Below are 21,703 nucleotides of genomic sequence, written 5' to 3' on the forward strand. Positions count from 1 at the left end.
GGGACAGATTTTTTCATCTGCCTAAATTCGGACAAAACAGCGCCAAAATCGGCATACATGTTGCGGCTGTTGGTTGGCGCGTTTAGCGCCATTGGCCCGGTCAGGTGCATTGACCCTTACCCCCAGCCCCCCAATGTTTCCGGGCCGGGCCATCCAACAACTTTCCAAGCTCATCGAAAAAAAACGGCCGCCGGTTTCGCCCCAGGCAAAGACCGGGCACGATTTCCTGTTTTGAAAAAAGGCAGAAACGTCTTCGGAAAATATCCGGTCAGTCTTTTTTGCGGCCTGCCATCAAGACCGTCGCACCGATGATCGAGGCAGGCTCGCCTCCTGAACCAGATGTCTGCAGGAGGATGGCGCAGCCGTCCTTTTTGGTCTTGCCAAGCGCCTTGCCGGGCAGTTTCAGCGTCATCTTCTGGCCGTTCCACATACCGACCGACTGCACGTCGTAAACGGCATGCCAGTATTCCATGTTCTTGCCGCTGTTTTCGCCCTTGGTCACGTCCACCTGCTGGTGCTTGGTGAAATAGGCAACCACGACATCGGCCTGTCCCTGCCCTTCGCCGATCTCGATCTCGATCTCGTCCCCGTGCATGGTAGCAGCGACGGGGACGGTCAGGCCCTTGCCGGCTTTCTGCAGATCATTGACCTTGCCATTGATGACCGTCTGATCGGTGCCCTTCACATGCTCGCGGCCGTTGATGATCGCCTGCGGCGTGTAGACACCACTGCGCCCCATCGTCTTGGCGTAACCATATTGCCGCTGGGTGTTTTCCTTGGAGGACAGCGTGTCGGTCCAGCCGAGATAGTTCCAGTAGTCCACATGATAGGAAAGCACCACGAGATCACCCTGGGCCACCAGCTGCGACAGCGTGTTGTCGGCCGGCGGACAGGAAGCACAGCCCTGCGAGGTGAAAAGCTCGACGACGCCCTTTGGCGACCGCACCTCTCCGGCCGATGCGATACTGCCAACGAGCAGGCTCGCAAGGACGATAACGGCACGCAAGGCAAACGGCATGGATGACGAACCTTTTGTCAGGGCAATCGCAAGAAGCGGTTGCCATCGGCAGGAAAGAAAACAAATCTCTGGGCTGGCGGAAAGTAACCATCCACAATTTCAAGAGAAAGTCACGATGGGGTGAGAACGGAGAATGTGATTAATCGTCGCCTTTTGGTTGTAAAATCAACTCGGGCAACACCGAGGGATTAGACGAGCTTAAGCAAACCCTGCGCGAGATAAACCGCACCTACGCCGGTCACGACCCAACGGGTCCAGGCGCGAAAGTTTGCATCCGTCATCTTCTGCAGAATACCGTTTCCGGCCCGTGCGCCGAGGATCGCAATCGGTGCAGCAATCAGCACAGCGATCGCGTCCACAGTCGGCAACTGCGAGGCTGCATCCCAGTAGAAGGCGATCTTGGCGAGATGCGACAACGTCTGGATCGACGCCTTGGTGGCGATGATCTTGCGGCGGTCCATCTGGGTGCGGATGAAGAAGATATCGACGGTTGGACCGGCGACACCGACGCTGATCGTCATCGCGCCGGAAAGAAGCCCCGCCAGAAACGCATGCGACGGCCGTGAGGCGTCAAGCTGCAACCTGTTGACCGGCAGCCAGACAAGGATCGGCATCAGCCCGACGCCGATCAGAACCACGATCAGGCTCGGCGTATAATTGGTCAGGAACAGGACGACCGCCGACAGCGCTACCCCGGAACACAGGATGGAAAGGATCCGCCAGTCGATATAGGCGCGAGAAAACCAGGCGCGCGATCCGTTCGATACCATCTGGATGACGCCCTGGATCGCGATCGCGGTGCCGACGGGATAGAGGAAAAGCAGAACCCAAAGCAGGATCAACCCGCCGGCCATGCCGAAAATGCCGGAAAGCAGCGACGTCAGGAAAACGGTGACGGCCATTCCGATGAAGATGATGAGGGACAATAGAATACGCCTGAGAGATAGAGCAGCCCCTCATCCGCCTGCCGGCACCTTCTCCCCCGCGAGCGGGAAGAAGGAATGTACCGCACCGCTCTGCCACATGTGCAACAACGGCGTAGGCCCCGTACCCTCTCCCCGCAAGCGGGGAGAGGGTTAGGTTGAGGAGAGCCCCAATTACTGAAAACCACCCGCCGGAATGCCCGGCGGGTGGCTGATATCGTTAAGCCGCGAGATCCCGCAGAACCGTCTGCAGGATGCCGCCATTGTTCATGTAGATAACCTCGTCGAGCGTATCGATGCGGCAGAGGATGTTGATCTCCTTCACCGTGCCGTCGCCATAGGTGATCTGGGCGGTCTTCCATTCGCGCGGCTTGATATCGCCTTCGAGGCCCTCGATGGTGACGACTTCGTCACCTTTGAGGTTGAGCGAAGCCCAGGTCGTACCCTCTTCGAAGACGAAAGGAACGACGCCCATGCCGACAAGGTTCGAGCGATGGATACGCTCGAACGACTGGGCGATCACTGCCTTGACGCCCAAGAGGTTGGTACCCTTTGCAGCCCAGTCGCGCGACGAACCGTTGCCATATTCGACACCGGCGAAGATGACCAGTGGAACGCCCTCTTCCTTGTATTTCATCGCCGCATCGTAAATCGACATCTCTTCCTTCGACGGATAGTGGATGGTGTAGCCGCCTTCCTTGCCGTTCGGGCCGAGCATGTGGTTGCGGATGCGAATATTGGCGAACGTGCCACGCATCATCACTTCGTGATTGCCGCGACGCGTGCCGTACTGGTTGAAGTCTGCAACGGCGACGCCGTTTTCGGTAAGATAAGCACCGGCCGGCGAGGACGCCTTGATCGAACCGGCCGGAGAAATGTGGTCGGTGGTGATCTTGTCACCGAAGAGACCAAGCACGCGGGCGCCCTTGATATCCTTCAGGCCCGAGCCCTTTTTGCCCATGCCGACGAAGTAAGGCGGGTTCTGCACATAGGTCGACTTGTCGTCCCAGGCATAGGTCTCGCCATCCGGGATCTGCACGGCCTGCCAGTTTTCATCACCCTTGAACACGTCCGCATATTTGCTCTCGAACAGTTCGCGGGTGACGTATTTGGCGATGAACTCCTGCACTTCAGCAGATGTCGGCCAGACATCCTTGAGGAAGACCGGCTGGCCATCGCTGCCGATACCAAGCGGTTCCGTCGTCAGGTCCTTCTGCACCGTGCCGGCCAGCGCATAAGCGACGACGAGCGGCGGCGAAGCCAGATAGTTGGCCTGGACATCCGGCGAGATACGGCCTTCGAAGTTTCGGTTACCGGAAAGCACACCCGAAACGATCAGGCCCTTGTCGTTGATCGTCTTGGAAATCGGCGCAGGCAGCGGGCCGGAATTTCCGATGCAGGTCGTGCAGCCGAAGCCGACAAGGTTGAAGCCAAGCGCATCGAGATCATTTTGCAAGCCGGACTTGGCAAGATATTCGCCGACGACCTGTGATCCCGGTGCAAGCGAGGTTTTCACCCATGGCGCGGTCTTCAAACCCTTGGCAACGGCGTTGCGGGCGAGAAGGCCGGCTGCGATCAGCACGCTCGGGTTCGAGGTGTTGGTGCACGACGTGATGGCGGCAATTGCCACATCGCCATGGCCGAGATCGAAATCCGTGCCTTCGACGGCATAACGGTTATCCAGCTGACCCGGCTTCTTGTAGTCGCTTTCCATCGAGCCGGCGAAACCGGAAGCAATGTTTTCCAGCGGAATACGGCCTTCCGGGCGTTTCGGACCGGCCATGGAAGGCACGACATCGCCGAGATCGAGTTCCAGCGTGTCGGTAAAGACAAGCTCCGAACCGTCCGTTTCACGCCACATGCCCTGCGCCTTCGAATAGGCTTCGACGAGCGCGATACGCTCCTTGGTGCGGCCGGACATGTTGAGGTAGTTGACGGTTTCGGCGTCGACCGGGAAGAAGCCGCAGGTCGCGCCGTATTCCGGGCCCATGTTGCCGATGGTGGCACGGTCGGCGACCGGCATGTTGTCCATGCCCGGACCGAAGAATTCAACGAATTTCGAAACCACGCCCTTTTTGCGCAGCATCTGCACGACGGTGAGCACGAGGTCGGTCGCGGTGACGCCCTCTTTCAGCTTACCCGTCAGCTTGAAGCCGATGACTTCCGGCAGAAGCATCGAAACCGGCTGGCCGAGCATCGAGGCTTCCGCTTCGATACCGCCCACACCCCAGCCGAGAACGCCAAGGCCGTTAATCATCGTGGTATGGCTATCGGTGCCAACGCAGGTATCAGGATAAGCGGTGACTTCACCGTCTTCTTCATTGGTCCAGACGGTCTGGCCAAGATATTCGAAATTCACCTGATGGCAGATGCCGGTGCCGGGCGGCACGACGCGAAAATTCTTGAACGCCTGCTGGCCCCATTTGAGGAAGCGGTAACGCTCGCCATTGCGCTGGTATTCCAGCTCGACATTGCGGGCGAAGGCAGTCGGCGTGCCGAATTCGTCGACGATGACAGAGTGGTCGATCACGAGATCGACGGGCACGAGCGGATTGATCTTTTCCGGATCGCCGCCGAGCGACTTGATGCCGTCACGCATGGCGGCAAGATCGACGACCGCCGGAACGCCGGTGAAGTCCTGCATCAGAACGCGGGCCGGGCGATAGGCGATCTCGGCCTCAGTCAGACCCTTGTTGCTCAGCCATTCGGCAATAGAGAGGATCTGCTCCTTGGTGACGGACTTTCCGTCTTCGAAACGAAGCAGGTTTTCAAGCAGCACCTTCATCGAGAAGGGCAGCTTGGAAACACCCGCCAGACCGTTCGCTTCGGCCTTGGGCAGTGAATAATAGACATAGTCCTTGCCGCCCACGGTAAGGACGGAACGACATTGAAAGCTATCGATAGACTTGGTCACGGATTAGAACCCCGCTGATATCAAGAGCCAACACGCGCGTGCGGACGCCTATGCATTAGAAATGCACTTAGGATGCGGGTGCGACCATTTCCGCTGTCCGCACGAGAAGATTTTGGTCTTCAGGTCCGGCGCTGAGTGGAAATCACGCCGGCCGCTGGCGTGGTTGCTATGTATATAGATAGTTTCTAAGAACCTTCCAGACACTTTGTCGCAGCGGGCAAAAGATTTTTTGCGGCTAGATGATTGAGAACTTAAACAAGGTTTCCGTGATGCGGCTGACGGCCGAAAACTTGAGCGCCAGACGCGGCGAAGACCTGATTTTCAAGGACATTTCCTTCACTTTGGAAGGGGGCGAAAGCCTTGTCCTGACGGGGAAAAACGGCTCGGGAAAATCGACACTGCTGCGCGCCGTGGCCGGTCTTCTGCGGCCCGAAAGCGGGCGAGTGACCTGGGAGCAGGATGATGCTGACGTCGGCATGCGGGCCGCCGAAACCTGCCATTATCTCGGCCATCGCAACGCAATGAAGGCCGAACTGACGGTCTCGGAGAACCTTTCCTTCTGGCGCGATTTCCTCGGTGATTTTAATGGAAATGCCGGCATAGGCATCGGCGAAGCAGCCGAAGCGGTCGGGCTCGGAGGCATCACCCATCTGCCTTTCGGCTATCTCTCCGCCGGCCAGCAGCGCCGCATGGCGTTTGCAAAACTGCTCGTCGCCTGGCGTCCGGTCTGGATACTGGATGAACCGACTGCGGCGCTAGATGTGAATGCCGAAGAGGTGTTCACGACGCTGATAAAGCAGCATCTGGCCTCTGGTGGCATCGTCCTTGCGGCAACGCACCAGTCGCTCGGGCTGGAGGATGCGCAGGAATTGCGGATGACCGGGTTTGCCGGGGTGATGGAGGAGATGTGGTGACCCACTATCGTCTCGCCCAGTCAGCCCCCCTCTGCCCTGCCGGGCATCTCCCCCACACGGGGGGAGATCACAAGCGGCATGACCTTTGCTCATCCAAAAACTACGCGCCCCGCAGAACGGCGGATTTGGTCTGCGGAGCAAGCTCCCATCTGATCTCCCCCCTTTTGGGGGAGATGCCCGGCAGGGCAGAGGGGGGTGACCTAACCCGCCAAGGCAAAAGTTGGGTCAGCACCACCACCCGCAAAGGCCAACCACAATGACCGCCCTCCTCCTCCGCGACCTGAAACTCTCGGTCCGCGCCGGCGGCGGTGCGTTGATCGGCGTGTTGTTCTTCATGACCGTCGTCGCCGTCATCCCCTTCGGCGTCGGTCCCGACCTGAACCTCCTCTCGCGCATCGGCCCCGCCATCGTCTGGATCGGTGCGCTTTTATCCGCCCTGCTAGGCCTCGATCGCATGTTCCAGACCGATCGCGAAGACGGTTCCCTCGACCTTCTTTTGATGCAGGAACATCCGTTGGTTTTGACAGTATTGGTCAAGTGCCTCGCCCACTGGCTCGGCAACGGACTACCGCTGGTCATCGCCTCGCCGCTTCTCGGCCTGTTCATGAACATGAGCGAAGTCGCGATCGGCGCGACCATGCTGACGCTTCTGGTCGGCACACCGGCGCTGACCTTCATCGGCGCGGTGGGTGCTGCCGTGGCCGTCGCTCTTCCCCGCGGCGGCCTGCTGGTCTCGATCCTCGTCTTGCCGCTGGCGATACCGGTATTGATCTTCGGCGTCAGCGCGTCTTATGCCGCTGTTGAAGATCCCGCCCCCTTCATGCCGCCTTTTCTGATATTGGTGGCCATCACGATGTTTTTTGCGGTGATCGGTCCTATCGGCGCGGCACTCGCTTTGCGAAACACGGCCGATTGATTAGAATCATTCTCGAAAACGCACGAGCCGGTTAGAAAGTCCAATGCCCGAAACCCTTGCCATCACGAAAATCTCCGATCTGGCCAACCCGACACGGTTCCTCGGCTTGGCGGCGCGTATCCTGCCATGGATGGCCGGCATCACCGCGATCCTCTTTGCAATCGGGCTTTATCTCACCTTTGCAAGCGAAGGCGATTACCAGCAGGGCATGACGGTGCGCATTATGTATGTGCATGTGCCGGCTGCCTGGCTGTCGATGATGTGTTATTCGGTCATGGCCATGTCGGCGATCGGCACGCTCGTCTGGCGCCATCCGCTGGCGGATGTCTCGCACAAGACCGCAGCCCCGCTCGGCGCCGCTTTTACCCTCATCGCGCTCGCCACCGGCTCGCTCTGGGGCAAGCCGATGTGGGGCACATGGTGGGTCTGGGATGCAAGGCTGACCTCAGTCTTCGTCCTGTTCCTCATGTATCTCGGCCTGATCGCGCTTAACCGCGCCATGGATGATCCGAGCAAGGCTGCCCGCGTCTCGGCCGTTCTGATCCTCGTCGGTTTCGTCAACATCCCGATCATCAAGTTTTCGGTCGATTGGTGGAACACGCTGCACCAGCCGGCCAGCGTCATCCGCATGGGCGGCCCAACGATCGACAAGGAATTCCTCTGGCCGCTGCTGATCATGGCAATCGCCTTCACGCTGCTGTTCTTCACGCTCCATATCGCGGCAATGCGCAACGAAATCTGGCGTCGCCGTGTCTCCGCCCAGCGCCGCATGGCCGCCCGCATGGCGGGTCAGACGCAGGCAAAGGAGGCATAAGATGAGCCATACGTTCTACATCACCGCATCCTACGCCGTTGCAGTCCTCGTCACGCTCTGTCTGATCGGCTGGGTCTGGCTCGATGGCCGTGCCCGCCAAAAGGAATTGGCGGAACTCGAAGCCTCCGGCATCCGCCGCCGCTCGGCCCGTCCGGCGCAGACAGACGGAACCGCGCAATGACTTCGGAGATGGAAGACACCAACCTCAAGCCACAGCGCAACCGGGCGCGTTATGCGCTGGCGCTGATCCCGCTTGCGGTCTTTGCAGGCTTTGCCGCCGTCGCCGGAAAGATGCTCTACGATCAGGACGTCAACGGGCTCGACGTTTCCGCCATCCCCTCGGCGCTGATCGGCAAGACGGCGCCATCGCTGGCAATGCCGCCGCTCGAAGGCTCGAACACTGCGGCCCTCACCGACGCTGCCATCAAGGGCAAGCTGACGCTGGTCAACGTCTTTGCCTCCTGGTGCGTGCCCTGCCGGCAGGAACATCCGATCCTGAAGGAATTGGCGAACGATAGCCGGCTCAACATCGTCGGCATCAACTACAAGGACCGCAACGACAACGCCCTGCGTTTCCTCGGCGAGCTCGGCAATCCCTATAAGGCAATCGGCGTCGACCCGAACGGCAAGGCGGCGATCGACTGGGGCGTTTACGGCATTCCGGAAAGCTATCTGGTCGGCCCGGACGGCACGATCCTCTACAAGAAGGTCGGCCCGTTCGATGAGCGCAGCCTGATGCAGGATCTCCTGCCGGCAATCGAGAAAGCCTCCGCGGCAGCCAAGGGCTGACCGCTACGACACGATCCTGAGCGGCGGCGGCCCTTCTGGCGGCCGTTGCCCCTCGGAAACGACCCTGTTTCTCCCGGCATTCTTGGCGCTGTAGAGACAGGCATCGGCGCGAACGATGGCATCGCGCACAAAATGATCGCCGGGCGCGGTCATCGACACGCCAAAACTTGCGGTGATCAACCCATCGACGCCATGCGCATGCCAACTCATCGCCTCGAAGCCAAGCCGCGCCTGCTCAGCCTTCTGCGCCGCCTCGGCAAGACTAGACCCCGGCAGGAATGCGACGAATTCCTCACCGCCAAAGCGGGCAATCGCAACGCTTTTCAGGTTCGCCCTCAAAATCTGCGCAAAGCCGATGATCACATGATCGCCTGCAGCATGGCCGAAGCGGTCGTTGACCTGCTTGAAATGATCGATGTCTCCGATGATTACCGCACCGGCGGGAAAAGCCCCGCTCCTGGCTGTTGGAAGCGCCTGCTCGAAACCGCGTCGATTGAGCAGCCCGGTGAGTGGGTCGCGCTCCGCCGCATCACGATGGCCCATAACGACATCTGAAACGACCGAACCAAGCACCGTCAGCGCCATGATGAAACCGACAATGCTGGCGGTAACCTGCATCAGGAAGGCGTATTCCGACGACAGGAACTGGTCGAGGGATTCGAAATTGCCGGCAGATGTCGAAACGAGCAGGACGGTCACCCGCACCATGGTCTCGATCACCACCAGCGACGCCATGACCACCAGCATGCGGTCGATCAGGGATCTCGTAAAGCGCCACACGGCGGCAATCGACATGGCAAGCAGGATGGCCAGCGACGAATCACCGATGGCAAGCTGCGACCGAAGGTTCTCGGCGCCTAAGATAAACCAGCAGACGACAGCGAAGGCGACAAGCGCGAAAGAAAGACGTGGCAGAAACAGATACGGCCGCTTGAAGCGAACCAGAAGCGCCTGTCCGTAAAGCAAGAACGCGGCGAAAAACAGCGCATTGGCAATCACCGCCTGGACGGAAAAAGGCAGCGCGTAACCAATGATCGGGAAGGCGAAGCCGAAGGACGACAGGACATAACCCAGCCCCCAGTAGCGCGCTGAGCCATAGGACCATCGGTCGGCAATCAGGAAAATAGTGCCGAAAACCAGAAAAATGAACGGCAAGAGATAGGCGAAATTATCGGTCTGTTCCATCTGACCCTGTGCAGAAAGCTTTCATGCATCCTGTCGGTAATGGAAAAGCCCTAGGCTCAGAACGTTAACATTTCAACGTCAGAAAGCCCCCAAATAGTACCTCTGCACAGGTTCAGCCGATGGCGCCCTGCCACGTCCTGATCGCATCTATCGGCCAGATCAGCATCAACACATTGAGCGTGAGATTGTCACGAATCAGCCAGCCGGTGAAAAGCTCGAAGACGATTGCGAGAGTGATGGTCAGCCAGACAGGCATGCGGGAGGCAAACAGAAACCCGAGCGTCATGAACACCGTGTCCATCGCCGAATTGAGTATGCTGTCGCCCGAATAACCGAGCGCCATCGTCGCATTGCGATAACGGTCGATGATGAGGGGGGAATTTTCCGCAATCTCCCACGCGGCTTCGATGAAAACCGCAAAGGTCAAGCGCTCCGCCATCGACCGGCGGCGCAGCATCAGCCAGCCGAAGGCATAAAACAGAAAGCCGTGAATGATATGCGACGGCGTGTACCAGTCGGCCAGATGCTGCGAGTTGCCTGGCGAGTTCACGCCGGGCTCAAATAGCTTCACATAACCGCATTCGCAGATCGGCAAGCGGCCCATGAAATAGAGAATGGTGATCTGCAGCAAGAACAGGACGAGTGCCGCGATCAGCCATCGCCGGGAGAAATTCTCGGTTTCCGGCGAAGGGGTCGTCACTTGTCACCTTCCGCAGCAACGGCGTCCTGCACGGTGTGGCGCATGATCAGCGGCATCTGCGACAGCGTGAACAGGATGGTGATCGGCATCGTGCCCCAGACCTTGAAATTGACCCAGGCCTCGTCGGAGAAATTGCGCCAGACGACCTCGTTGAGCACGGCGAGGAACAGGAAGAAAATGCCCCAGCGCAGGGTCAGCTTCCGCCATCCTTCGGCATCCAGATTGAATGCGGCATTGAAGACATAACCGAGCAGCGACTTGCCGAAGAAAAGGCCACCGAGCAGCACGACGCCGAACAGCGTGTTGACGATGGTCGGCTTCATCTTGATGAAGGTCTCGTCCTGTAGCCAGATCGACAATCCACCGAAGATCATCACCACCACGCCCGAAACGAAGGGCATGACCGGCAGATGCTTGAAGACGATTTTCGAGATGACCAGCGAGATCACGGTCGCGACCATGAACAGCGCGGTAGCGATCAGCAGCGGCCCGCCGATGGCAGAGAGTGCCGGAAACTTGCCGACAAGCCATTCACCGCGCAGGTTACCGAAGAAGAAGACCAGCAAGGGGCCCAGTTCCAGTGCCATTTTCAGGCCCGGCTTCTGCTTCTCTTCCTTGGTCGGCGTAACATCGCTTTCGATCGTCTGCATGGGACCCAACTATAATTCGTATTTATCCGAAGCCAAATCTTTACTTCGTGTCATCAATGCGGCGCGGGCGTCAGCCCTGCAATCGCCTCGGCAAAATCCTTCGCCTCGAAAGGTTCGAGATCATCGACACCTTCGCCGACCCCGATGAAATAGACCGGCAGGCGATGCTTGGCGGCGATCGCAACCAGAATGCCGCCGCGCGCCGTACCGTCTAGCTTGGTCATGATCAGACCGCTGACGCCAGCGACGTTGCGAAAAATTTCGACCTGGTTCATCGCGTTCTGACCGGTCGTCGCATCGAGCGTCTGCAACACGGTATGCGGCGCATCCGGATCGAGCTTGTTGAGGACACGGACGATCTTCTCCAGCTCCGCCATCAGCTCGGCCTTGTTCTGCAGCCGGCCAGCGGTGTCGATGATCAAGACGTCGGACTTCTTTTCCTTCGCCTGCACATAGGCGTCATAGGCAAGGCCCGCCGCATCGGCGCCGAGCTTGGTGCCGATGAATTCCGAATTGGTGCGATCCGCCCAGATCTTCAGCTGCTCGATCGCGGCGGCACGGAACGTATCGCCAGCAGCGAGCATGACCTTGAGGCCCGAGCCCGAAAGTTTTGCCGCCAGCTTGCCGATCGTCGTCGTCTTGCCGGTGCCATTGACGCCGACGACCAGAATGACATGCGGCTTGTGATTGAGGTCAAGCTGCAGCGGTTTTGCCACCGGCGCCAGAACCTTGGTGATTTCGGCCGACATGATGCGCGACACATCCTCGCCGGTCACATCCTTGCCGTAACGTTCGGCAGACAGGGTGCCGGTGATCCGCATCGCCGTCTCGACACCGAGATCGGCCTGGATCAGCAGGTCCTCCAGATCCTCCAGTGTCTCGTCATCCAGCTTGCGCTTGGTGAAGAGAGCGGCGATCTGGCCGGAGAGCTGCGACGACGTACGGGCAAGCCCGGCGCGCAGGCGCTGAAACCATGTCAGCTTCGGCGGCGGCACGACGGCCACGACTTCGGGTTCGGATTTGGAGGTGGAGAAGCCTTTGGGGAGGTTTACCTCGGCGGAGGCGTTACCCCCCTCTGTCCTGCCGGACATCTCCCCCACAGGGGTGTAGATCGGCTGGGGGCTGTTCGCCTGTTCTACATCAACCGTCGAGCTTGCCGAGGCTACTTCACCCTCGGAAAGTTCAACACCGACAGCCGGAATGGCCCCACCTGCAACACCATCATTAGATGCATCCGGCAACGGCGCATCCGTGATCTCCCCCCCTGTGGGGGAGATGCCCGGCAGGGCAGAGGGGGGTGTATCCGCTAAAACGCCGCCATCGACCTCAGCCGCAGCCTCCGCTTCCAGCAGCGCCAAAGGCACGACACCGAGATCCGATGTCTCCTCAGACCCGGCAAGCACGGCAGCCGCATCATCCGAAGGACCGCCGGCCGTCTCGATCTCGACCGATGCGACCGGATCAATCGGCGCCACCGGCAAGTCCTCGACGGCAACCTCGCTCGATGCAGGCGACAGGTCTTCAACCGGCTTTTCGACAGCCTGCTCAGCAGGCCGGTCAACCGGCTTGTCGCCGAAGGTGAAGACGCGTTTGATGAAGCTTACCATTACTTACAATCCGTTTCGGTCAGGCCGCCTGCTCATGGGCAGCCAGAAGCCGCATGTCGAGATGTTTGCCACTATGTCCCGTAATCATAACGCGCTCGATGTCGCGGGGAACCAGCCCCGGCGCTGCAACCAGCGAAAAGTTTTCCGTATGCGCCATGCCGTTGTTTTCAACAATGACCGTCTGCTCGGTTCCGACCATTCGGTCGAGATGCGCAAGATGCAGCGCCTCGCCACGGGCGCGAAGCCGCGCGGCGCGCTCCTTGACCAGCGCCCGGTCCACCTGCGGCATGCGCGCTGCCGGCGTGCCGGGGCGTGGGCTGTAGGGAAAGACATGCAGGAAGGAGATGCCGGCCTCTTCGGCCAGGGTCGCAGCCCCTTCGAACATCTCTTCCGTCTCGGTCGGGAAACCGGCGATCATATCCGCACCGAAGGCGATCTCCGGCCGCAGCCGCCGCGCCTGCTCGACGAAGGCCAGAGCCTCCGCGCGGGAATGACGGCGCTTCATCCGCTTTAAAATCATGTCGTCGCCATGCTGCAGCGACAGATGCAGATGCGGCATGAAACGCGGCTCGTCAGCGATCAGGTCCCACAGATGATTGTCCGCCTCGATACTGTCGATCGACGACAGCCGCAGCCGCAGAATGTCCGGCACCTGTTTCAGAAGCGTCTTAGCAAGATAACCGAGTGTCGGATTGCCCGGAAGGTCTGCCCCATAACTCGTCGCATCGACGCCGGTCAGCACGATCTCGCGATATCCGCTGTCCGTCAGTTTTCGCGCCTGTTCGACGACAGCCCCCATCGGCACAGAGCGGGAATTTCCGCGGCCGTAGGGGATGATGCAGAAGGTACAGCGATGGTCGCATCCATTCTGCACCTGGATGAAGGCGCGCACATGCCCGTCGATATGCCTGACCATCTGCGGCGCGGTGGCCTTGACGCTCATGATGTCGTTGACGCGGAGTTTCTCTTCCGCCGAAACGCCGAAATCCGGCAGGCCGCTATAAGAGGTGCTTTTCAGCTTTTCCTCATTGCCTAAAACGGCATCGACTTCCGGCATGTCGGCAAAGGTCTGTTTTTCGGTCTGCGCCGCGCAGCCGGTGACGATGATGCGGGCATGCGGATTTTCCCGCCGCGCACGGCGGATCGCCTGCCGCGCCTGCCGCACCGCCTCGCCGGTCACGGCGCAGGTGTTCACCAGCACGGCATTGTTCAAGCCGGCCTTTTCGGCCTCGGCCCGCATCACTTCCGATTCATAGGTATTGAGCCGACAGCCGAAGGTTATGACCTCGACGCCGCTCAATTTGCCTGAGCCTCCGGCTCTGCATCGCGTGAAAACGCGCCGGTTTCCGGATCGACCTTGCCCGACCATTCCCATTCGGCCGGCCCGGTCATCACCACATGGTCGTTATCCTTCCACTCGATGACGAGCGGCTGACGGCTGGGTGCGGAGGCAACGTCGATTGTCACCTTGCGGCCGGCGCGGCCGGTGCGCGCGGCAGAAACACCGGCAGCACAGGCAGCCGAACCGCAGGCAAGCGTCAGGCCCGCTCCGCGCTCCCAGGTGCGGGTGCGGAGGGAACTGTCGCTTGTCACCTGCGCCAGCGTGATATTAGCCTTTTCCGGAAACATCGGATGGTTTTCCAGCATCGGCCCGAAACGCTCGAGATCGAAGCTCATCGGATCCTTGTCGACCCAGAAGACCGCATGCGGATTGCCCATCGACATGGCGGACGGCGAATGCAGGATCGGCGCATCGATCGGCCCGATCTGCAGTTCGATCCGGCTGGTGTCGAAAAACTCTTCCGACAGCGGGATCTTGTCCCACTGAAAGACCGGCTTGCCCATATCGACGGAAATCGTGCCGTCCTCATGCTCCTGCGCATTCAAGATGCCGGCAGCCGTCTGGAAAGTGAAGGTCTTGCGGCCGGTCTCTGCAGCCAGTGCCTGCACCACGCAGCGCGTGCCGTTGCCACAGGCCTGCGCCTTTGTGCCATCGCAGTTGAGGATATCGATCCAGGCATCGGTGCCTTGGGCCCTGGGATCATGAATCGCCATGATCTGGTCGAACTCGGTGGCCGGATCGGCTGCAAGCGCGATCGCCGCCTCAGGCGTCACCTTGTCGGTGCGACCACGCATGTCGACGACCAGGATCTTGTTGCCAAGCCCGTTCATGCGCGCGAATTCGACCTGTCCTGCCATGATGATATCCACTCTTCGGGCCGTCAAACCAGCAATGGCCCACTCTTCAAGGCGTATATGGCCGAAAGTGCTGCAAATTACCAGTGGCGGCGCATATGCCTAAAGATTGGCGCAAAGCCGCAACGCGTGTTAGGGGAGCCGCAAAAACGAGGCTTAACGATGTTACCCTGGGTTCAACTGGACAGCGCAAAGATACCGGACGATGGCGGCGAACTGCGCCTGAAACAGCGCGGCCAGGAATTCTCCATCATGCTCGGTTCGAACGAGTTGATGAACAGCCGGCTCAGCGGTTCGGAAGAAGCGCTTGCCACGCTCTCATGGGAGAAGATCAAGGACCGCTCAAAGCCTTCCATCCTGATCGGTGGTCTCGGCATGGGCTTCACGCTCCGTGCAGCGCTCGCGATCGTTCCGCCGGATGCCACCGTCACCGTTGCCGAACTGGTGCCGGCGGTGGTGAAATGGGCGCGCGGACCAATGGCCGAGGTCTTTAAGGGCTGCCTCGACGACCCGCGCACGAAAATCCACCAGGGTGATGTCGGTGAGCTGATACGCGGTTCAAAGAACAGGTTCGACGCCATCCTGCTCGATGTCGACAATGGTCCTGACGGCCTGACACGCGACAGCAATGATGCTCTTTATAACGGCCGCGGCCTGCGCGCCGCCCGTGAAGCTCTACGCCCCGGCGGAGTGCTCTCCGTCTGGTCATCCGGCCCGGATTATGGCTTTACCAAGCGCCTGAAGGATACAGGCTATGAGGCCGAAGTCGTCAACACCCGCGCCAACGGCAAGCGCGGCGCCAAGCACGTCATCTGGGTGGCGACGCGCCGCTGATGGCGACGCAAGAATAGATTATCCGAAGATTTCGTCGACCAGCGCATGCACGCGCCGGAAGGCAGCCTTGGCGCCCTCGGCAGCCTCAAGCTCTTCCGCTTCGGTAAGCGGCAAATCGTTATAGGCAGCGACAAAATTGCGCCAATGCAGGCCACGACCATCCGGATGCCCCGCCAGATGCCGTGCGCCAAAATCGTCCGACAAGCCGATCTTGGCCGCTTCCTTGCGAAGGAAGGCCGCTCCGAGATTGGAGCCTTCCGCAACATAGACCCAGCCGAGCGCCTGAGCCGGCGTCAACGGACCGGTCGTCGCGCTGAGTTCTTCCGGGGTGCCGCCGAGATCGGCGATATCCTGACGCAAAGCCTCGTAACGATTCCGCTCAGCCAGACCGGGCAGGCGGCGATTGAGGTCTTGGTCGGCAAAAAGCGGCGCGACATCGGCATGGAAATGATGCTGCACCTCGAGAAACAGGGCGTAACGCTCGCGGCTGGCAAACGGCTCAGCGCGCATGATGCGCTTGTCCAGCGTGTCATGGGTCCCGGTCGTCAGAGCCTTCAGTCGCTGGATACGGGTTTCTTCGGTCGGACGCTCGAGCTCTAATTGCATTACTTTCCCCATGCACTCATGTTTTCCGCATCAAGCAAATCAAGGTGCGACAAGTCAAGCAGGACGTGAAGCCGGAACCTCGAAAACTTCGCCTGGCCGCATCGGCCTGAAACGCTCGCGAGCGATCTTTTGCGCGTCGAGCGCCGCATGCAGCGCCTCCACCGGCTGCTCTATGCCCTCGTCGGTCAGTTTCACCGTGCCCCAGTGATGACCGGCAACGTAGGACGCGCCGCAAAGTTGCATGCCTTTGACGGCCTCTTCCGGATTCTGATGTTGCGCCTCCATGAACCAGCGCGGTTCATAGGCTCCGAAAGGAAGATTGGCGAGCCGGAACGGCCCATGCTTTTCGCCGACAGCCCGGTAATTCCGGCCCTCGTGAAAACCGGTATCGCCGATATGGTAGATTTTTCCGGCCGGCGTCTCGAAGACGAAAGCCGCCCAGAGCGCCTGGCGACGATCCCCCAGACCGCGCGCGGACCAGTGGTGGCACGGCTCGCAATGGAAGGTGACGCCGGGGCCGACCGTCTCGTGGCCACCCCAATCCATCACCGTGATCCTGGCATCCGCCACACGAGAACGAATGATTGCATCATTGCCGAGTGGGGTGATGAAATGCGGCTTGTCACGGCCCTGCAGTACCCAAAGCGTTTCGAGATCCATGTGGTCGTAGTGATTGTGGGTGACCAGCACGATATCGATTGGTGGCAGGTCACCCATTCGGATGCCCGGCGGGTTCACGCGTTTCGGACCTGCAAATCTGAATGGGCTCGTCCGTTCGGACCAGACCGGATCGGTCAGGATGTTTAGCCCCGCTGCCTGGATCAGCATCGAAGCATGCCCAACCATCGTCACCACGACCCGGTCACCATCGATGCGCGTCCCCGGCACGGCTTGCGGGAATGGGCTGGCGAATGTTTCGGGCCACGGGATATTACTGTTGCCGAACTTCCAGCGCAAAAGGTCAAGTCCGCCGCGCGGCTCCACGCCCCCCGGATTGAAGAAGGCCTTGCCGTCGAAATGATCGGAGACGGGACCGGAATAATACTTGTTACCGGCCATGGCGCTCCTTGCCGTAACCCCGCCGGCAAGTGCCGCGATGGCTGCAAGGCCGGACCATTTGAAGAATGTGCGTCGATTCATGGGATCCTGTATAAAAAGCCATATGGTGCGCTTCAAGCAGACAGACAATCGGCACGCAAATGTTACGAATGCCCGCCACACCTTGACTCTCAACCCCATTTCCTGTTTAAGCCCGGCAATCTGCTGACAAGTCAAGACTTGGAGCCGCCGACCGGGGCCGACATACTGAGCCCGGAGGTCAACATCCGACAGCGCGTTGCGCCCTCGGGTGCTTTTTGGCTTTGCGCGCTTTCGCGTCTTGTTTTTGCCGGCAAAAGACCCGACGTTTCCGGACACCAACTGGAAGCGAAGAAGGAAGACACGATGTTTGAGAACCTGCAGGACCGTCTTGGCTCCATTCTGAATGGACTGACCGGCCGTGGCGCGTTGAGCGAGGCGGATGTTTCCGCAGCGCTCCGCGAAGTTCGCCGTGCGCTTCTGGAAGCCGACGTGGCGCTCGAAGTCGTGCGCGCCTTTACGGATAGAGTACGTGAAAAGGCCGTCGGCGCCGAAGTCCTGAAATCGATCAAGCCCGGCCAGATGGTCGTTAAGATCGTCCATGACGAGCTGGTCGAGATGCTCGGCTCCGAGGGCGTCAGCATCAGCCTGGCAGCAGCTGCACCCGTCGTCATCATGATGGTCGGCCTGCAAGGCTCGGGTAAGACAACTACGACCGGCAAGATCGCCAAGCGCCTGACCGACCGCGACCGTAAAAAGGTGCTTATGGCGTCGCTCGATACGCGTCGTCCGGCAGCCCAGGAACAGTTGCGCCAACTTGGCGTACAGACCGGCGTGGATACGCTGCCGGTGATCGCCGGCCAGTCGCCGACCGATATCGCCGCCCGCGCCGTGCAGGCGGCAAAACTCGGCGGCCATGACGTCGTCATCCTCGATACCGCCGGCCGCACGCATATCGACGAACCGCTGATGCAGGAAATGGCGGAAATCAAGCGGAAGTCCAATCCGCATGAGATCCTGCTCGTAGCCGACAGCCTGACCGGTCAGGACGCCGTCAATCTTGCGCGCAATTTCGATGAACGCGTCGGCATTACCGGCCTCGTTCTGACCCGTATGGACGGCGATGGCCGTGGTGGTGCCGCGCTTTCCATGCGCGCCGTCACCGGCAAGCCGATCAAGCTGATCGGTGTCGGCGAAAAGATGACGGAGATGGAGGAATTCCATCCCCGCCGTATCGCCGACCGTATTCTCGGCATGGGCGACATCGTTTCGCTGGTCGAAAAGGCCGCCGAAAATATCGACGCCGAAAAGGCAGCCGCCATGGCCGCCAAGATGGCCAAGGGCAAGTTCGACCTGAACGATCTCGCCGACCAGTTGCGCCAGATGAAATCGCTCGGCGGCATGGGCGGCATCATGGGCATGATGCCGGGCATGGCCGGCATGAAGGACAAGCTCGCCGCATCGGGCATGAACGACAAGATGTTCGACCGCCAGATCGCCATCATCGGCTCGATGACCAAGGCCGAGCGCGCCAACCCGGACATGCTGAAACATTCCCGCAAGAAGCGGATCGCGGCCGGCTCCGGCACCGATGCTGCGGAAATCAACAAGCTTCTGAAAATGCACCGCCAGATGGCCGACATGATGAAAATGATGGGCGGCAAGGGCAAGGGCGGCATGATGAAGCAGATGATGGGCGGCCTTGCCTCCAAGATGGGTCTTGGTGGTGGCATGGGCATGCCCGATCTGTCGAAGATGGATCCGAAGCAGCTCGAAGCCCTGCAAAAACAGGCGGAAGCCGCAGGCCTGAAGCCGGGCGGCATGCCGGGTCTTGGTGGCGGCCTGCCCGGTGGAATGGGTGGCCTGCCCGGTCTCGGCGGAGCAAAGCTTCCCGGCCTCGGCGGTTTCCCCGGCCTGCCGGGCAAGAAGAAATAAGGGAGGACGCGAATGGTTGATCCTGAAGTGAAGGCACGGCTTTCGAGCTACCGCCAGTCGATCGACAATATCGATGCGGCGCTGGTGCATATGCTCGCCGAGCGTTTTCGCTGCACCAAGGAAGTTGGCGTCCTGAAAGCCAAGTACGAATTGCCGCCGGCAGACCCGGCGCGCGAGGAATACCAGATCGAACGCCTTCGCCGCCTGGCAAAGGAAGCCAATCTGGATCCGGATTTCGCCGAGAAGTTCCTGAACTTCGTCATCAAGGAAGTCATCCGGCATCATGAAGCAATCGCCGCCGAACACGGCGGTGCGAAAGAGACTGCCTAACCTTAAGCCCGCCTGACGGCGGCCTTGAAAAGAACCGGACCACCGGACGGTGGCCCAAAAGAAAACTAAGGAGTTAAACAATGTCCCTGAAGATTCGTCTCGCCCGCGGTGGTTCCAAGAAGCGCCCTTACTACACCGTTGTTGTTGCCGACGCCCGTTCGCCGCGTGACGGCCGCTTCCTCGAAAAGCTCGGTTCCTGGAACCCGATGCTCGCCAAGGACAACGAAAAGCGCGTTGAACTGAACGAAGACCGCATCAAGCATTGGCTCGCAAACGGCGCACAGCCGACCGACCGCGTTCTGCGCTTCCTCGCTGAAGCCGGCATCGCAACCCGCGACGCCAAGAACAACCCGGAAAAGGCAAAGCCGGGCAAGCGCGCTCAGGAACGCGCTGCTGAAAAGGCTCAGAAGGCTGCCGACGCAGCTGCCGCTGCAGAATAATTTCTGCAACGATTGCATTCGACGGGCAGTGCGGCAACGCACTGCCCGTTTTCTGTTTGGCCATGCTTGCGTTGCACCGCGAGCGGTTCATGGCTAAATGAGCGCAGACCAATCGGAACACCCGGCATGAAGAAGCTTGAAAACCCAATCCTGATGGCCACGATCGGCGCCGCCCAAGGTCTCCGGGGCGAAGTACGGGTCAAATCCTTCACTGCGGACCCGACAGCCCTTGGCGAATACGGTCATCTTTATGCAGAAGACGGGCGGCGGTTCGAAATCCTCGAAATCCGCGATGCAAAAAACGTCGTCGTTGTCCGCTTCCGCGGCATTAACGACCGTAATGCAGCCGAAGCCCTGAACGGGCTGGAACTCTTCGTCGAACGCGACAATCTTCCTGACGAAGAGCTTGACGAGGACGAATTCTATTATGCCGATCTCGAAGGCCTCGAAGCCGTCGATGCTGAAGGCAAAAGCTATGGCAAAGTCAGCGCGGTATTTGATTTCGGCGCTGGCGATTTGCTTGAACTGAAAGGCCCCGGTCGACGCCCGGCGCTCATCCCCTTTTCCGAGGCAGCGGTTCTGGAGATCGATCTGGACGCAGGCAAAATCCTGATTGACCCTGAGGCCGCTGGCCTGATCGAGGATCCGAACGACAGGGATCCAACCGCAGTCGGCAAACGTCAGCCCAAGCCCCGCCAGGGTCCCTCCAAAAAAGCTCCCGGCCAGGACGAAGAATGACATTCCGCGCAACCCTCCTGACGCTCTATCCGGAAATGTTTCCCGGACATCTCGCTTTCTCCCTTTCAGGCAAGGCGATGGAACGTGGCGACTGGTCGCTCGATACGATACAGATCCGCGATTTTGCTGAAGACAAGCACCGCACCGTAGACGATACGCCGGCCGGCGGTGGCGCCGGCATGGTGCTGAAACCGGATATTCTGGCGAGAGCGATCGATTCTGTCGCCGCCGATACCCGCCCCCGCCTGCTGATGAGCCCGCGCGGCAAGCCGCTAAGCCAGAGCCGGGTGCGTGAACTCGCCGATGGCGAAGGCGTCGTCATCGTCTGCGGCCGCTTCGAAGGCGTCGACCAGCGCGTCATCGACGGACGCAACCTCGAGGAAGTGTCAATCGGCGACTACATCCTGTCGGGCGGCGAACCGGCAGCGCTGACCGTTCTCGACAGTATCATCCGCCTCCTGCCGGGCGTCATGGGCAATGCCCATTCCGGCACCAACGAAAGTTTTGAGCACGGCCTGCTGGAGCACCCGCATTACACCCGCCCGCAGGTTTTCGAAGGCCAGGAAATCCCGACGGTCCTGACTTCAGGAAATCACGCAGCGATCGAAAAATGGCGGCTGGAGCAGGCTCTAAAGCTGACGCAAATACGTCGCCCGGATTTGCTTGCGGACGACTGACGCCGCGATCACCCGGTTACGAAATAATAGACCGTCAGCGCCGATCCCACCGCCACCACGCACCAGCGAAGCACTGCCTGCGGCACGCGACGCGCCAGCCAGACGCCGGAATAACCACCGAGTGCACCTGCCGGGATCATCACCAGCGCCTCCGGCCATGCCACCACATCGCCACTGATGAAGACAACGATCGCCACGCCGGCAATCAGCATGGCAAACAGGTTCTTCATCGCATTGAGGTGATGATAGGTGCCACCGGTCGTGAGCCCAAGCACCGCCAGCATCATGATCCCCATTCCGGCACCGAAGAACCCGCCATAGATCGCGTTGAAAAACTGGCCGACGATGCTGGAAACACTATTGGCGCTTCTCTAATCGGCGGGGTAAGGTCAAGCTCTGTTCAAAGCTATTCCACGGCAGCGCGATCAGGGCTTTTGTCC

General features: G+C 60.0%; 23 protein-coding genes and 1 pseudogene. 12 read left to right on the forward strand and 12 right to left on the reverse strand.

The window, feature by feature from the left end; translation table 11 throughout:
* Window positions 1-268 precede the first annotated feature (268 nt).
* Entirely contained in the window at window positions 269-1,018 is a 750-nt protein-coding gene (locus tag JZX87_RS25315; protein ID WP_206828679.1) for a DUF1223 domain-containing protein, read from the reverse strand.
* On the opposite strand from JZX87_RS25315, the gene JZX87_RS31510 reads away from it, so the two are divergent.
* On the forward strand, window positions 1,017-1,142 hold the full coding sequence (locus JZX87_RS31510) for a hypothetical protein (RefSeq protein ID WP_286195048.1): 126 nt from the start codon (window positions 1,017-1,019) through the stop codon (window positions 1,140-1,142). The genes JZX87_RS25315 and JZX87_RS31510 overlap by 2 nt on opposite strands.
* Window positions 1,143-1,206: 64 nt before the next feature.
* Here JZX87_RS31510 and JZX87_RS25320 read toward each other — a convergent pair whose 3' ends face one another.
* Window positions 1,207-1,944 (reverse strand): sulfite exporter TauE/SafE family protein, encoded by a 738-nt coding sequence (locus tag JZX87_RS25320; RefSeq protein ID WP_206828680.1) that lies wholly within the window; start codon window positions 1,942-1,944, stop codon window positions 1,207-1,209.
* A gap of 217 nt (window positions 1,945-2,161) precedes the next feature.
* Window positions 2,162-4,855 (reverse strand): aconitate hydratase AcnA, encoded by a 2,694-nt coding sequence (gene acnA, locus JZX87_RS25325; RefSeq protein WP_206828681.1) that lies wholly within the window; start codon window positions 4,853-4,855, stop codon window positions 2,162-2,164.
* 269 nt (window positions 4,856-5,124) lie between these two features.
* Between acnA and ccmA the strand changes: the two genes are divergently transcribed.
* The 5 genes from ccmA to JZX87_RS25350 all read left to right on the forward strand — a co-directional run bounded on the left by ccmA (window position 5,125) and on the right by JZX87_RS25350 (window position 8,288).
* Complete coding sequence (gene ccmA, locus JZX87_RS25330; RefSeq protein ID WP_206828698.1) at window positions 5,125-5,769, forward strand: heme ABC exporter ATP-binding protein CcmA; 645 nt, start codon at window positions 5,125-5,127, stop codon at window positions 5,767-5,769.
* A 256-nt stretch (window positions 5,770-6,025) separates the two neighbouring features.
* Window positions 6,026-6,685, forward strand: coding sequence for a heme exporter protein CcmB (ccmB, locus tag JZX87_RS25335; RefSeq protein WP_206828682.1), 660 nt, complete (start codon window positions 6,026-6,028; stop codon window positions 6,683-6,685).
* A gap of 43 nt (window positions 6,686-6,728) precedes the next feature.
* Window positions 6,729-7,499, forward strand: a complete 771-nt coding sequence (locus JZX87_RS25340) for a heme ABC transporter permease (protein ID WP_206828683.1) — start codon at window positions 6,729-6,731, stop codon at window positions 7,497-7,499.
* Between the two features lies 1 nt (window position 7,500).
* Entirely contained in the window at window positions 7,501-7,680 is a 180-nt protein-coding gene (ccmD, locus tag JZX87_RS25345; RefSeq protein WP_206828684.1) for a heme exporter protein CcmD, read from the forward strand.
* Window positions 7,677-8,288, forward strand: coding sequence for a DsbE family thiol:disulfide interchange protein (locus tag JZX87_RS25350; protein WP_206828685.1), 612 nt, complete (start codon window positions 7,677-7,679; stop codon window positions 8,286-8,288). Before ccmD ends, JZX87_RS25350 begins: the two co-directional genes overlap by 4 nt.
* 3 nt (window positions 8,289-8,291) lie before the next feature.
* Here the strand turns inward: JZX87_RS25350 and JZX87_RS25355 are convergent, their stop codons facing one another.
* The 6 genes from JZX87_RS25355 to dapF form a co-directional block, all read right to left on the reverse strand.
* Entirely contained in the window at window positions 8,292-9,473 is a 1,182-nt protein-coding gene (locus JZX87_RS25355; protein WP_206828686.1) for a GGDEF domain-containing protein, read from the reverse strand.
* 112 nt (window positions 9,474-9,585) lie between these two features.
* Complete coding sequence (locus JZX87_RS25360; RefSeq protein WP_206828687.1) at window positions 9,586-10,173, reverse strand: DUF2585 domain-containing protein; 588 nt, start codon at window positions 10,171-10,173, stop codon at window positions 9,586-9,588.
* Entirely contained in the window at window positions 10,170-10,823 is a 654-nt protein-coding gene (locus JZX87_RS25365; RefSeq protein ID WP_206828688.1) for a septation protein A, read from the reverse strand. The genes JZX87_RS25360 and JZX87_RS25365 overlap by 4 nt, the downstream gene beginning before the upstream one ends.
* A gap of 53 nt (window positions 10,824-10,876) precedes the next feature.
* A complete protein-coding gene (gene ftsY, locus JZX87_RS25370) occupies window positions 10,877-12,430 on the reverse strand; it encodes a signal recognition particle-docking protein FtsY (protein WP_206828689.1) in 1,554 nt (517 codons plus the stop codon).
* A gap of 19 nt (window positions 12,431-12,449) precedes the next feature.
* Complete coding sequence (mtaB, locus tag JZX87_RS25375) at window positions 12,450-13,730, reverse strand: tRNA (N(6)-L-threonylcarbamoyladenosine(37)-C(2))-methylthiotransferase MtaB (protein WP_206828690.1); 1,281 nt, start codon at window positions 13,728-13,730, stop codon at window positions 12,450-12,452.
* Window positions 13,727-14,629: a diaminopimelate epimerase gene (dapF, locus tag JZX87_RS25380; RefSeq protein WP_206828691.1), complete on the reverse strand. Its 903-nt coding sequence runs from the start codon at window positions 14,627-14,629 to the stop codon at window positions 13,727-13,729. Before dapF ends, mtaB begins: the two co-directional genes overlap by 4 nt.
* Before the next feature lie 159 nt (window positions 14,630-14,788).
* On the opposite strand from dapF, the gene JZX87_RS25385 reads away from it, so the two are divergent.
* Complete coding sequence (locus JZX87_RS25385) at window positions 14,789-15,460, forward strand: spermidine synthase (protein WP_183828541.1); 672 nt, start codon at window positions 14,789-14,791, stop codon at window positions 15,458-15,460.
* Between the two features lie 18 nt (window positions 15,461-15,478).
* Here the strand turns inward: JZX87_RS25385 and JZX87_RS25390 are convergent, their stop codons facing one another.
* Window positions 15,479-16,066, reverse strand: a complete 588-nt coding sequence (locus tag JZX87_RS25390; RefSeq protein ID WP_206828692.1) for a biliverdin-producing heme oxygenase — start codon at window positions 16,064-16,066, stop codon at window positions 15,479-15,481.
* A gap of 54 nt (window positions 16,067-16,120) precedes the next feature.
* Window positions 16,121-17,206: an MBL fold metallo-hydrolase gene (locus JZX87_RS25395; RefSeq protein WP_206828693.1), complete on the reverse strand. Its 1,086-nt coding sequence runs from the start codon at window positions 17,204-17,206 to the stop codon at window positions 16,121-16,123.
* A 303-nt stretch (window positions 17,207-17,509) separates the two neighbouring features.
* Between JZX87_RS25395 and ffh the strand changes: the two genes are divergently transcribed.
* The 5 genes from ffh to trmD all read left to right on the forward strand — a co-directional run bounded on the left by ffh (window position 17,510) and on the right by trmD (window position 21,263).
* Window positions 17,510-19,078 (forward strand): signal recognition particle protein, encoded by a 1,569-nt coding sequence (ffh, locus tag JZX87_RS25400; protein WP_206828694.1) that lies wholly within the window; start codon window positions 17,510-17,512, stop codon window positions 19,076-19,078.
* Between the two features lie 12 nt (window positions 19,079-19,090).
* On the forward strand, window positions 19,091-19,408 hold the full coding sequence (locus JZX87_RS25405) for a chorismate mutase (protein ID WP_183828555.1): 318 nt from the start codon (window positions 19,091-19,093) through the stop codon (window positions 19,406-19,408).
* 80 nt (window positions 19,409-19,488) lie between these two features.
* The gene (gene rpsP / locus JZX87_RS25410) at window positions 19,489-19,848 is read left to right on the forward strand and encodes a 30S ribosomal protein S16 (protein ID WP_148147788.1); all 360 of its coding nucleotides are present in this window, start codon (window positions 19,489-19,491) and stop codon (window positions 19,846-19,848) included.
* Between the two features lie 126 nt (window positions 19,849-19,974).
* Window positions 19,975-20,586, forward strand: a complete 612-nt coding sequence (gene rimM / locus JZX87_RS25415; protein ID WP_206828695.1) for a ribosome maturation factor RimM — start codon at window positions 19,975-19,977, stop codon at window positions 20,584-20,586.
* On the forward strand, window positions 20,583-21,263 hold the full coding sequence (trmD, locus tag JZX87_RS25420) for a tRNA (guanosine(37)-N1)-methyltransferase TrmD (protein ID WP_183828561.1): 681 nt from the start codon (window positions 20,583-20,585) through the stop codon (window positions 21,261-21,263). Before rimM ends, trmD begins: the two co-directional genes overlap by 4 nt.
* 8 nt (window positions 21,264-21,271) lie before the next feature.
* Here the strand turns inward: trmD and JZX87_RS25425 are convergent.
* Window positions 21,272-21,622, reverse strand: a pseudogene (locus tag JZX87_RS25425) (sulfite exporter TauE/SafE family protein); the annotation flags it as partial.
* Between the last annotated feature and the right edge of the window lie 81 nt (window positions 21,623-21,703).

The organism is Agrobacterium sp. Ap1 (assembly GCF_017313375.1).
In the GTDB taxonomy this organism is placed as follows: domain Bacteria; phylum Pseudomonadota; class Alphaproteobacteria; order Rhizobiales; family Rhizobiaceae; genus Neorhizobium; species Neorhizobium cellulosilyticum.

Coding starts and splice junctions, on each gene's coding strand:
- rpsP (WP_148147788.1), top strand. CDS start 19,489: ATGTCCCTGAAGATTCGTCTCGCCCGCGGTGGTTCCAAGAAGCGCCCT.
- JZX87_RS25395 (WP_206828693.1), bottom strand. CDS start 17,206: ATGAATCGACGCACATTCTTCAAATGGTCCGGCCTTGCAGCCATCGCG.
- JZX87_RS31510 (WP_286195048.1), top strand. CDS start 1,017: ATGGATGACGAACCTTTTGTCAGGGCAATCGCAAGAAGCGGTTGCCAT.
- JZX87_RS25350 (WP_206828685.1), top strand. CDS start 7,677: ATGACTTCGGAGATGGAAGACACCAACCTCAAGCCACAGCGCAACCGG.
- JZX87_RS25385 (WP_183828541.1), top strand. CDS start 14,789: ATGTTACCCTGGGTTCAACTGGACAGCGCAAAGATACCGGACGATGGC.
- dapF (WP_206828691.1), bottom strand. CDS start 14,629: ATGGCAGGACAGGTCGAATTCGCGCGCATGAACGGGCTTGGCAACAAG.
- ftsY (WP_206828689.1), bottom strand. CDS start 12,430: ATGGTAAGCTTCATCAAACGCGTCTTCACCTTCGGCGACAAGCCGGTT.
- ffh (WP_206828694.1), top strand. CDS start 17,510: ATGTTTGAGAACCTGCAGGACCGTCTTGGCTCCATTCTGAATGGACTG.
- JZX87_RS25405 (WP_183828555.1), top strand. CDS start 19,091: ATGGTTGATCCTGAAGTGAAGGCACGGCTTTCGAGCTACCGCCAGTCG.
- JZX87_RS25315 (WP_206828679.1), bottom strand. CDS start 1,018: ATGCCGTTTGCCTTGCGTGCCGTTATCGTCCTTGCGAGCCTGCTCGTT.
- ccmB (WP_206828682.1), top strand. CDS start 6,026: ATGACCGCCCTCCTCCTCCGCGACCTGAAACTCTCGGTCCGCGCCGGC.
- rimM (WP_206828695.1), top strand. CDS start 19,975: ATGAAGAAGCTTGAAAACCCAATCCTGATGGCCACGATCGGCGCCGCC.
- JZX87_RS25390 (WP_206828692.1), bottom strand. CDS start 16,066: ATGCAATTAGAGCTCGAGCGTCCGACCGAAGAAACCCGTATCCAGCGA.
- JZX87_RS25365 (WP_206828688.1), bottom strand. CDS start 10,823: ATGCAGACGATCGAAAGCGATGTTACGCCGACCAAGGAAGAGAAGCAG.
- trmD (WP_183828561.1), top strand. CDS start 20,583: ATGACATTCCGCGCAACCCTCCTGACGCTCTATCCGGAAATGTTTCCC.
- JZX87_RS25340 (WP_206828683.1), top strand. CDS start 6,729: ATGCCCGAAACCCTTGCCATCACGAAAATCTCCGATCTGGCCAACCCG.
- ccmA (WP_206828698.1), top strand. CDS start 5,125: ATGCGGCTGACGGCCGAAAACTTGAGCGCCAGACGCGGCGAAGACCTG.
- ccmD (WP_206828684.1), top strand. CDS start 7,501: ATGAGCCATACGTTCTACATCACCGCATCCTACGCCGTTGCAGTCCTC.
- JZX87_RS25355 (WP_206828686.1), bottom strand. CDS start 9,473: ATGGAACAGACCGATAATTTCGCCTATCTCTTGCCGTTCATTTTTCTG.